Consider the following 11016-nt stretch of genomic DNA (forward strand, 5'->3'; position numbering starts at 1 on the left):
GAAGCAATGCGAGTTGTCTTACAGAGAACAAAAGAATCATCCGTTCGTGTAAATGGGGAAACAGTTGGACAAATAGATGCTGGATTGACTTTACTTGTCGGGATCACACACGAGGATACGATTGAAGACGTGGAGTATGTAGCGGATAAGGTGGTAAACTTACGCATTTTTGAAGACGAAGGTGGAAAAATGAACCATTCATTAAAAGATGTGAATGGCCAAATTTTATCAATTTCTCAATTTACGCTTTATGGTGATTGTAAAAAAGGGAGAAGACCTAACTTCATGAATGCGGCTAAACCTGAATTAGCTAAGGAACGTTACGATCAATTCAACGATGTGCTACGAACGAAAGGGATCGATGTTCAAACCGGCGTATTTGGAGCGATGATGGACGTATCACTCGTAAATGATGGTCCTGTAACATTGATTGTAGAGAGGTAGTTCCAAAAGGGCGGTTTTCCCTTTTGGAACTACCTCGGCGCAACTACTTTAAGTAATTCCCTTTCCAATGTAAGTTTTTCTCTTAATATGGTCAAAATAAGAGAAACGACTAGGAAGGGTTGAATGAAATGCGTTCAAGTATGCGTCAACAAATGCATCAAAATCGTTTCCAACCATTATTTAATATGGATTATCATAGTTTTGTTGAAAGGGAAAATCAGCAAACGAATCTTGAACTTGCAAGTGAATTCGGTGTATCATTACGTGATGTAAAGGTACTAAAGAATAAGCTAAATCGTAATTAGCCTCTTGACAGGTAGCTTGAACATTCGTATGATAATAATCAATTAATTCAAAAAGCTAATATTCCGAAGAAGAGGCATAGTAGTTAAGGTTACAGGTAAAAAAGAGAGGAGAGGTCGTGGCTGAGAGCCCTCCATATCTGTCTTAATGAATGAACACCTCTGAGGAGTTTTTCTGAAACGTGTATACTAGTAGGAAAAGACGTAGACAGGCGTTAACTGTTTAAAGTGGAAGCAATATTTGCTTCAATTTAGGGTGGCACCACGGGTATAAAACTCTCGTCCCTGATGAAAATTCATCAGAGACGAGAGTTTTTTTTATGACTTTATGTTTGGAGGAGAAAGAATGAGTATTCAAATCCCGCGCGGAACGCAGGATATATTGCCAGGCGAAGTAGAGCTTTGGCAATACATTGAGGAAAAGGCGAAGGACGTTTGTCGAAGATACAATTATCAGGAGATACGGACTCCGATCTTTGAGCATACAGACTTATTTCAACGTGGAGTCGGAGACACAACGGACATCGTTCAAAAAGAGATGTATACATTCGCTGATCGTGGAAATAGAAGTTTAACATTAAGACCAGAGGGAACAGCTGCTGTTGTTCGATCTTATGTAGAAAAGAAAATGTATGGTCATCCTAATCAGCCAACAAAGCTTTTCTATACAGGTCCTATGTTCAGGTACGAACGTCCACAATCAGGGCGCATGCGTCAATTCGTTCAATTTGGAGTGGAAGCTTTAGGAAGTCATGATCCAGCTATTGATGCAGAGGTGCTCGCATTAGTAATGAGTTTGTACGAGGAGTTAGGATTAAAAAATGTGAAGTTAGTATTAAATAGTTTAGGTGATAAAGAAAGTAGAGAAGCACACCGTCAAGCACTAATTGATCATTTTAAACCAAGTATTGGAGAGTTTTGTGAAGATTGTCAAAATCGCTTAGATAAAAACCCTTTGCGCATCTTGGACTGTAAAAAGGATCGTGACCATCCGTTAATGTCAAATGCACCTTCTATTCTTGATTATTTAAATGAAGAGTCTAGCTCTTACTTTAGTCAGGTTAAGACTTATTTAGATCAACTTGGTATATCTTATGTAGTTGATCCAACTCTTGTACGAGGACTAGATTATTATTTTCATACTGCGTTTGAGATTATGGCTGAAGGAGAGGGATTTGGTGCGATTACGACACTTTGTGGTGGTGGTCGTTACACAGGTCTTGTTGAGGAAATTGGTGGTCCATCGACTCCTGGAATTGGTTTTGCTTTTAGTATTGAGCGTGTCATTATGGCATTAAAAGCACAAGAACAAGCAATTCCTGTTGCTCCGAAGTTAGACTGCTATCTAGTTTCATTGGGTGATGCGGCAAAAGAAAAGACTGTTGAACTCCTGTATAACCTTAGAAGTGCAGGTGTTAGTGCTGATAAAGATTATCTAGATAAGAAGATGAAAGCTCAGTTTAAAGCAGCTGATCGCTTACAAGCACGTTTCACAGCAATCCTTGGAGATGATGAACTTACTCATGGAGTCATTAATGTGAAAGACATGGAAACAGGAGAACAGGTACAAATAGAGCTAGAAACATTTATTGATCATATTAAAGAGAAAACCTTAGGAGGTAAGTAGGATGATAGGAAGAACACATCACTGTGGAATGCTACGCGAAGAACATGCAGGAGAACGAGTACAATTAAAAGGGTGGGTACAAAGACGACGGGATTTAGGTCAAGTTATTTTTTTAGATGTTCGTGATCGATCTGGTATTGTTCAAGTTGTCTTTAGTCCTGAAGTAAACCAAGAAGCACTTGCTGTGGCAGAACGAGTAAGGAATGAATATGTCATTGAGGTAGAGGGACAAGTCGTTGTTAGGGATCCGAAAACAGTAAATGAAAAAATTGAAACAGGTTCAATTGAGATCCATGTTGATAAAATGAGTATCTTAAATGCGTCGAAGCCTCTACCTTTTCAAATTGAAGCAGATACAGATGCATCAGAAGATGTTCGTTTAAAATATCGATATCTTGACCTTCGTCGTCCTGATATGCAAGAGACGTTTAAGTTACGTTACCGTACGACGAAGTTAATACGTGACTTCCTTGATGAAGAAGCTTTCATGGAAATTGAAACGCCAATGCTAACGAAAAGTACACCAGAGGGAGCTCGTGATTATCTTGTACCAAGCCGTGTACATCATGGTGAGTTTTACGCGTTGCCACAATCGCCGCAGCTCTTTAAGCAATTGTTAATGGTATCTGGTTTTGAACGTTATTATCAAATTGTTCGCTGTTTCCGTGATGAGGATCTTCGTGCGGATCGTCAACCTGAATTTACACAAGTCGATATCGAAACATCATTCATGGATAAAGAAGACTTGCTTGCAATGACAGAAAAAATGATGGCGAAAATTATGAAGGAAACAAAAGGGATTGAAGTATCATTGCCGTTCCCTCGTCTTACGTATGATGAAGCAATGAATCGCTTTGGTTCAGACAAACCTGACCTTCGTTTTGGTTTGGAGTTAGTAGAACTGTCTGATGTTGTGAAGGATTCAGAGTTTAAAGTATTCCAAAGTGCACTAGCTTCTGGTGGTACAGTTAAGGGATTAAACTTGAAAGGTGGAGCAGACAAGCTATCGCGTAAAGAAATCGATGCTCTTACTGATTTTGTGAAACAATATGGTGCAAAAGGTTTAGCATGGCTAAAAGTTGAAGAAGAAGGGCTTAAAGGTCCAATTGCTAAGTTCTTTGATGAGGATGTAGCAACTGCTCTTCAAGAAGCATTAGGTGCAGAAACGGGAGACCTTCTGTTCTTTGGGGCAGACAAGAAGCAAGTTGTATTTGATAGTCTTGGTGCATTGCGCTTGAAGTTTGGTAAACAGTTTGACTTGATTGATCAAAGCCAATATAACTTCCTTTGGGTTGTTGATTTCCCACTTGTTGAATACGATGAAGAGGCAAAACGTTATGTAGCTTTGCATCATCCATTCACAAGCCCAATAAAAGAAGATATAGAACTTCTTGCAACTGATCCAGGAAGTGCACGAGCCAATGCTTATGATCTTGTTTTAAATGGATATGAGCTTGGTGGTGGCTCTCAACGTATTTACCAAAGTGATATTCAAGGGCAAATGTTTACAGCACTTGGGTTCTCTGAGGAAGAGGCGCGTGAACAATTTGGCTTCTTGTTAGAAGCATTTGAATACGGCACTCCGCCACATGGAGGGATTGCGTTAGGTTTGGATCGTCTTATTATGCTTTTAGCTGGTCGTACGAATTTACGTGATACAATAGCTTTCCCGAAAACAGCAAGTGCAAGCTGCTTATTAACCAATGCACCTGGTGAAGTGAGCGTCGAACAGTTAATTGATCTAAATTTATCCATTATTGGTAAGAAGACAGAAAAGGTAAATGTGTAAGAGGTCCGAAAAGGTGAGTTTACCTCTTCGAACAAGAATAAATTAGTTTGACAGAAGGCAATAGGTAACGTATAATCATTGTTAATAGAATTTGAACGTTTGAATATTCAAACTTATCAAGAGTGGTGGAGGGAACTGACCCGTCGAAGCCCGGCAACCTTTTTGCAAGCCATGCAAAAAAGGTGCTACTTTCAGCAGAATGATTTTATTCTGGAAGATAAGTGAAGGCAAAAAACCTTTCCTTATCAGGAGAGGTTTTTTGTTTTATAGAGAGAGAGGGACATGAGATGATACGAATAGGTTTAATAGGATTTGGAACAGTTGGTAGTGGTGTATATGAACGATTGCTACAGACTAAAGACCAAATCAAGCAATTACTAAAAAAAGATATTGAAATTTCAGCGATATTGGTAAAGGATAAACAAAAGCGGCGAGCTGAGAAAGTCGATGCATTTGTGACAACTAGCTGGGAAGAGTTTTGTGGAATAGCTAAATTTGATGTTATTTTTGAAGCGATTGGTGGGATTGAACCAGCTTTCTCATATACCGCAAAGTGGTTAGAAAAAGGGGTACCGGTAATTAGTGCAAATAAGAAACTAGTGGCTGAAAAGGGAGAAATTCTTGAGCAGCTAGCAACTGCCCACTCTACTTATTATGGCTATGAAGCAGCAGTTGCAGGAGGAATCCCGATTATTAACTCGTTAAAAGGAACTCTTACGACTACACCTATAACTAGAGTATCTGGGATCTTAAATGGAACAACCAATTATATGTTAACTGAAATGATTGAAAATCATCGTTGCTTTACTGAAGTGTTATTGGAGGCGCAAGAACTAGGGTATGCTGAAGCTGATCCTACAGATGATATTGAAGGGTTTGATGCCTGGTATAAAATTCGGATTCTAAGTCGTCTATGTTTTGGAAAGTGGTCACCTGTTACATCATTCTATCGAAAAGGTGTATCAAGCATTGAAGATTGGCATGTTGAAGTGGGAGAGCGTCTTGGTTTTAAAGTGAAGTTAGTTGCTGAAGCATGGAGAGGCGAATCAGGGGTGAAAGGTCGTGTGACTCCGGCATTTTTATCACCAATTGAACCGTTAGCGAACGTCAGAGGGGTTACGAATGGAATTTCTTTAGAGGGTGAATCCATTGATCAACTTCTTTTTCTTGGACCAGGAGCAGGAAAAGAAGCTACAGCAAATAGCATGGTTGAAGATTTTATTTTCCATGAACGAAGTACAAGTGCATGGAGAAATACAAAAGAAGAAAAATGGGATATGGAGGAGTCCTTTACGCATGCTTTCGTATTCATCAATCATTCAGAACGAAATAAAGCATTGGAATGGGTAAAGCAAGCGGGAATTGCTGTGATTGATACATATGCTCATCATGAGGGGGAAGGTTGGATTGTACCAAGTAACCACTCATCCCCTTTTGAAATGTATCCTATTTATGGTGATATATCGACAAGGAAACGAGAAAAGACAATTCATTCAGCGCAATTCGGGGCGTTCTGATTTAAGCTTTTGATAGGCACTTACTAATGGATAGGCATCATCTTTAATATAATAAGTTCGAACACCGCGGTTCGTGTGTAAATACAAAAAACCCATTGCGTTTAGTTCTGGCTTTTTTCGATAAGAAATGTCAAAGATTGAAGTTAACTCGAATGTATCATCTTTGACAATTAGCTTGTTATCAAATAATTTCATGTCGAATGATGTTTCAATGATACGCTTTTCGGTCCAACCGATTTCTTGGTGAATTTCAACACATCTTTGACTAGCGAGTAGATTCATACAAGGCTCACCTCACATTAATAATTATTAGCTAAACTGTAACATAGGGAATGAGAAATTACCAAATCATTATATAGCTGAATATTCTGATTATGTAATTGACTTTCTAATTTAGTCTTGATAGAATGTATGTAAGCAAGTAAGATTTCCTAAGATGTACGTATGCATCTACGTTTTGAGCCAACAGAATTTGGACGGGAGCTTGCGTTGTAAATGTAATTACAAGCCTTCTTGTAGGGAAGTAAGATCATTTGTACAGAGCACCCACCTGCATAGGAGCAGGTTCAAAACTATAAGTAAAACGGCATTATTGGGATTTCTTACTTTATATGATGAATAAGGAACAACTTCTTTTATAAGAGAGTTGTTTTTTTGTGTGTATTAGGAATGAGCGAAGTGCAATTTGCAAACCCTTTAAAATGCACTTAGACTTTTCATTTTTGCTATGGTATAGTCAATTCCGATAATACCGTTTGGAAGGGGCAAGTAGAATGTTGCATCAATTTTCACGAAATGAACTAGCAATCGGGTATGATGGGTTAGCTCAATTGAAAAATAGCACAGTGGCAGTTTTAGGTATTGGAGGAGTAGGCTCTTTCTCAGCTGAGGCACTAGCTCGTTCTGGAGTCGGTAGGTTAGTGCTTGTTGATAAAGATGATGTTGATATTACGAATGTAAATAGGCAGATTCATGCATTGTTGTCTACAGTCGGTAGACAAAAGGTTGAATTAATGAAAGAAAGAATTCAAGACATTAATCCTGAATGTGAAGTTATTGCTTTAAAAATGTTTTATACAGAAGAGACATACGAACAGTTTTTTAGCTATGGTTTAGATTATGTAATTGATGCAAGTGATACGATAAGTTATAAAATCCACCTAATGAAACAATGTCTAGAACGCAATATCCCGATTATTTCTAGTATGGGTGCAGCAAATAAAATGGATCCAACTCGCTTGCGTATTACTGATATTTCAAAAACAAGTCATGACCCAATTGCAAAGGTTGTCAGAACTCGCTTGCGTAAAGAAGGGATTAGAAAAGGAATCGAAGTTGTCTTTTCTGATGAACAACCAATTAAGATCAGAGAAGAAATTCGTCAAGAGATTGTCTCGGAAGCGGCGGAGCAAGGAAGTATTCGGAAAGCGAAGATGCCTCCATCATCTAATGCGTTTGTTCCTTCTGTAGCAGGACTTATTATGGCTGGACATGTTATAACAAAACTTTTAACAGGAATTGAAATAAATCGCTAAAAAAGTCTCAACAAGGGTCTGACCTCAACTAGTTTGCACTAGTGGTCAGACCCTTGGTTTTAGAGGATGTACCAAAAGGGTAAAAACGACCCTTTTGGTACATCCTCTATTAGGTTAGTTCTTATTTAGCTAGCTTTTCAAGGTTGCCATTCTTGTCCATCTTGAATGCAGCCGTAGAAAGGGACTCCTCATCTTCTAAAATCGCCATACGTCTTGCTCGGTTCATAATTTGAATAAGAGATTGGTAATCCTCTTCAATGATACTATTATCCTGTTTTATTTTCTTCAACTCTCGTTCTAGTTCACGATTACGTGATTCCAGTTCTTTATTTTCTTTAACGAGTTTTTCATTATCACGCTGCAAAGACGGCGATTGAGCATTTGTATGCATGACCGTTTGCAAGTAATGAATGACAGATTCTATTGACATCTCACTATCTAGTGATTGATTCATTCGCTCTATACTAGGTTGAGGTGTCCACATTGATCTCATTTGAGGGTAATAAGAAAAAGAAGCAGCCCTCTTTCGTTCCTTACGTTCTTTCTTTGCTTCAGCAATTTGTTTCATATAGCGATTACGTACTACCGCATTCCAACGGAAGCCACAAGCGGCAGACGTTCGGTTTAATTCGTCGCCTACTTCATCGAATGCACGTAATTGCGTACTACCTTCAATTATATGTTTCAATACAGTTTCTGCTAATAATACATCATCTTCATGTGACCAAGCATCTTGTCTAACTTTCATTCTTGTCATCTCCTTTAATAATTTTCTATCTAGTTGATACCAATTCTGCCCCGATTAACGAACCTTTATACAAGGGTGATAGAAAAAAGAGATGATCATAAATATACATCGTGGATAAGGAGGAGGAGTTGTACTCGTAATAGTAAAGTCAAGGGTTAATAACTCAGTGGAAGTTTATTTTAGCGTGGGAATCTACAATGCTACCTTCAACTCAAAATAAAATAGTGAGTCAGAATAATAAGAAAGAGGTTGAATACTAGAGTTCTCTAGATATTAACCTCTTTTCTCATGTTTCACCTATTCATTTTTTTGAAGTCGTTCATAAATATCTGCTAATGTTCGTTCAAATTTTCCTGTCCGTTTCGGTTCATAATAGGTTGAATTCTTTAATTTATTAGGTAAGTATTGCTGTTTTACCCAACCGTGTTCAAAATCATGAGGATATTTGTAATCGACTCCTCGGCCAAGTTGCTTTGCCCCTTGATAATGAGCATCTTTTAAGTGTTTAGGAACATCTCCCACTACGCCACTGCGAAGATCAGCTAAAGCGGCGTCAAGTGCTTTGTATGCAGAATTCGACTTTGGTGACAAACAAAGTTCAATAACTGCATTTGCTAGTGGAATTCGTGCTTCAGGCAGTCCTAGGCGCTCTGCTGATTCAATGGCAGATAAGGTCCGTGATCCGGCTTGAGGATTGCCTAGTCCAATATCTTCATAGGCTATGACGAGTAGTCGTCTACTGATACTTACTAAATCGCCAGCTTCAAGTAGTCTTGCTAAATAATGAAGAGCTGCATTGACATCGCTACCCCTTATCGATTTCTGAAAGGCTGATAGAACATCGTAATGTGCGTCACCATCTTTATCATGATGGAAGCTTTTCTTTTGAATTGATGCTTCAACTGTTGACAAAGAAATTGTCTTTTCTTCGAATTCATTTGAAAAGGTTGAAAGGATTGCTAATTCTAAGCCGCTTAATGCGGAACGAACATCGCCTCCACATGCTTGCGCTAAGTGAGTAAGTGCTTCATCACTAATATTTATTTTTTCTTTCCCATATCCATTTTCATTGTCAAAAAGGGCCCGTTGTAAGGCTTGTTTGATATCAGTAACGCTAAGAGGCTCAAGTTCAAATATTTGACAGCGACTACGAATTGCTGGATTAATAGAATGGAAGGGATTTGTAGTTGTAGCCCCTATTAATATAAGAAGCCCATTTTCAAGATAGGGTAACAAAAAATCCTGTTTTCCTTTGTCTAAGCGATGAACTTCATCGAGAATGAGAATAAGTTGACCATACATTTTTGCTTCTTCAAGAGCAATCTCCATGTCTTTTTTGTTATGGACGACTGCGTTTAGCATTTTAGATGGTGTGCCAGTTGAACCGGCAATAGCACTTGCAATGGAGGTTTTTCCAATACCGGGCGGTCCATAAAGGATCATCGAGGATAATTGACCAACATCAACCATTCGTCTTAGTAACTTCTCTTCTCCAATCAGATGTTGTTGCCCGATGATATCTTCAATTTTCTTTGGTCTCATTCGATATGCGAGTGGTTGTTTTTTCATAATTATAGCCTCTCTTCTTACCATGCTATTGTTAGTGTAATAGATGCGATTGTAAAAGCCAACTTTTCGATTTTTTGAGGTCGTTCCAAAAGAGAAAAGCATCCTTTTGGAACGACCGTTTGCCAACAAAATTAAAGAATTTCATGCTATAATGGCAAAGACATAAGTAGAGAGAAGGGATTTCTCTTGGTTAGCGGAGAGCTTGAAAGAAGTAAACGAGTATTTCTCATTCGTTGGGGTGCGTTTATGATTGGCCTTATGGTCATGTCACTCGGAATTGCTTTAATGATACGTGCAGAACTCGGAGGAGCTCCTTGGGATGTGCTACATATTGGTCTTACGATCCAAGTCGGCCTAACCGTTGGCACTTGGTCTATTTTAATGGGAGGTATCATCTTAGGAGCAACGGCTTTGTTGATGAAGTCTTTTCCACCAATAGGTGCTTTTATTAATATGATTATTGTGGGGGTTTTTATCGATCTGTTTTTATGGATCATACCTTCCCCTGAAAATATGTTGTTACAATTCTTTATGCTTTTAGCGGGCATTTTGATAATAGGTTATGGAATTGGCATATATATTGCTCCAGGTTGTGGAGCTGGACCGCGTGATAGCCTTATGTTGGCTTTGCAAATGAAAACAGGCTGGAAGGTACAATATGTCAGAGTATTAATGGAAATAGTTGTATTGGCATGTGGCTGGTTTATGGGAGGCACTGTTTTTATTGGGACGCTCTTATTTTGTTTTGGAATTGGATCAGTGGTTGGAGTAACTTTGCCACAATGCCAACAATATTTTGATTCTATATTGAAAAGAGGGACAAATAATGAAAATTTCAACGAAAGGTCGTTACGGCCTTACCATCATGATGGCGTTAGCTAAACAAGCAGGTGAAGGTCCAATATCACTTAAATCAATTGCGAAAGAATACAACTTATCAGAACATTACTTGGAGCAACTTATTGCTCCATTGCGTAATGCAATGCTCGTGAAAAGTGTTCGCGGAGCATATGGTGGATACATGCTTGCAAAAGATGCAAAAGAAATTACGGCTGGTGATATTATTCGTGTTCTAGAAGGACCAATTAGTCCAGTAGAAGTAATGGATGATGAAGAACCAGCCAAGCGTAGCCTATGGATAAAAATTCGCGATGCTGTCAAGGATGTACTTGATAACACAACACTAGAAGACTTAGCAACATATGAAGACTCAGGCGACCAAGAGTACTATATGTTTTATATTTAAGAGTATAAGAAAAAAGGTCGAACTTTACCTTTTTTCTTATACTCGAAGCAATCAGCGGAGCCACTGCCATCTTTTAAGTCCGTTATGAGTGGGTTTCTCATAACGGGCGCGCAGTGAGAGGAGCGATTGCCCTCCTTGGAGTTACACAAGAAGGTTGTAATAAAAAAAGGTCGAACTTTACCTTTTTTCTTATACTCGAAGCAATCAGCGGAGCCACTGCCATCTTTTAAGTCCGTTAT

General features: G+C 38.7%; 12 protein-coding genes, 1 other RNA gene, 1 riboswitch and 1 other annotated feature. Of the genes, 9 read left to right on the forward strand and 4 right to left on the reverse strand.

Annotated elements, in window-relative coordinates:
* Nucleotides 1-6 precede the first annotated feature (6 nt).
* The 5 genes from dtd (at nt 7) to SAZ04_RS09015 (ending at nt 5679) form a co-directional block, all read left to right on the forward strand.
* Nucleotides 7-444 carry a D-aminoacyl-tRNA deacylase gene (gene dtd / locus SAZ04_RS08995; protein WP_332694260.1) on the forward strand — a complete coding sequence of 146 codons (438 nt, stop codon included), beginning with the start codon at nt 7-9 and terminating at the stop codon, nt 442-444.
* 128 nt (nt 445-572) lie between these two features.
* Nucleotides 573-749, forward strand: coding sequence for a hypothetical protein (locus tag SAZ04_RS09000; RefSeq protein WP_332694262.1), 177 nt, complete (start codon nt 573-575; stop codon nt 747-749).
* 57 nt (nt 750-806) lie between these two features.
* Nucleotides 807-1036: a binding site (T-box leader), on the forward strand.
* Between the two features lie 56 nt (nt 1037-1092).
* Complete coding sequence (gene hisS, locus SAZ04_RS09005) at nt 1093-2373, forward strand: histidine--tRNA ligase (RefSeq protein WP_332694264.1); 1281 nt, start codon at nt 1093-1095, stop codon at nt 2371-2373.
* Between the two features lies 1 nt (nt 2374).
* Nucleotides 2375-4162: an aspartate--tRNA ligase gene (aspS, locus tag SAZ04_RS09010; RefSeq protein WP_332694266.1), complete on the forward strand. Its 1788-nt coding sequence runs from the start codon at nt 2375-2377 to the stop codon at nt 4160-4162.
* Nucleotides 4163-4272: 110 nt separating this feature from the next.
* Nucleotides 4273-4386: riboswitch (SAM riboswitch) on the forward strand.
* A 63-nt stretch (nt 4387-4449) separates the two neighbouring features.
* The gene (locus SAZ04_RS09015) at nt 4450-5679 is read left to right on the forward strand and encodes a homoserine dehydrogenase (protein WP_332694268.1); all 1230 of its coding nucleotides are present in this window, start codon (nt 4450-4452) and stop codon (nt 5677-5679) included.
* Here the strand turns inward: SAZ04_RS09015 and SAZ04_RS09020 are convergent.
* Nucleotides 5656-5961 (reverse strand): hypothetical protein, encoded by a 306-nt coding sequence (locus SAZ04_RS09020; protein ID WP_332694270.1) that lies wholly within the window; start codon nt 5959-5961, stop codon nt 5656-5658. The two genes, SAZ04_RS09015 and SAZ04_RS09020, sit on opposite strands and share 24 nt — an antisense overlap.
* Before the next feature lie 143 nt (nt 5962-6104).
* Between SAZ04_RS09020 and ssrS the strand changes: the two genes are divergently transcribed.
* Together ssrS and SAZ04_RS09030 are read left to right on the forward strand one after the other, a co-directional pair.
* A non-coding RNA gene (gene ssrS, locus SAZ04_RS09025) (6S RNA) lies at nt 6105-6282 on the forward strand.
* A gap of 170 nt (nt 6283-6452) precedes the next feature.
* Nucleotides 6453-7214, forward strand: a complete 762-nt coding sequence (locus SAZ04_RS09030; protein ID WP_332694272.1) for a tRNA threonylcarbamoyladenosine dehydratase — start codon at nt 6453-6455, stop codon at nt 7212-7214.
* Nucleotides 7215-7335: 121 nt separating this feature from the next.
* Here SAZ04_RS09030 and SAZ04_RS09035 read toward each other — a convergent pair whose 3' ends face one another.
* Complete coding sequence (locus tag SAZ04_RS09035; RefSeq protein WP_332694274.1) at nt 7336-7962, reverse strand: RsfA family transcriptional regulator; 627 nt, start codon at nt 7960-7962, stop codon at nt 7336-7338.
* Nucleotides 7963-8259: 297 nt separating this feature from the next.
* Nucleotides 8260-9531 (reverse strand): replication-associated recombination protein A, encoded by a 1272-nt coding sequence (locus SAZ04_RS09040; protein WP_332694276.1) that lies wholly within the window; start codon nt 9529-9531, stop codon nt 8260-8262.
* A gap of 186 nt (nt 9532-9717) precedes the next feature.
* Here SAZ04_RS09040 and SAZ04_RS09045 point away from each other — a divergent pair, with 186 nt between their 5' ends.
* Both SAZ04_RS09045 and cymR read left to right on the forward strand, forming a co-directional pair.
* Nucleotides 9718-10413 carry a YczE/YyaS/YitT family protein gene (locus SAZ04_RS09045; protein ID WP_488803321.1) on the forward strand — a complete coding sequence of 232 codons (696 nt, stop codon included), beginning with the start codon at nt 9718-9720 and terminating at the stop codon, nt 10411-10413.
* Nucleotides 10358-10777: a cysteine metabolism transcriptional regulator CymR gene (cymR, locus tag SAZ04_RS09050; RefSeq protein ID WP_332694278.1), complete on the forward strand. Its 420-nt coding sequence runs from the start codon at nt 10358-10360 to the stop codon at nt 10775-10777. Before SAZ04_RS09045 ends, cymR begins: the two co-directional genes overlap by 56 nt.
* On the opposite strand, the gene SAZ04_RS09055 is transcribed toward cymR, so the two are convergent.
* On the reverse strand, nt 10774-11016 hold a 243-nt coding region (locus SAZ04_RS09055), incomplete at its 5' end, for a hypothetical protein (RefSeq protein WP_332694280.1). The two genes, cymR and SAZ04_RS09055, sit on opposite strands and share 4 nt — an antisense overlap.

The sequence above is a fragment of the Halalkalibacter lacteus genome, from assembly GCF_036663595.1.
In the GTDB taxonomy this organism is placed as follows: domain Bacteria; phylum Bacillota; class Bacilli; order Bacillales; family Bacillaceae_D; genus Halalkalibacter; species Halalkalibacter lacteus.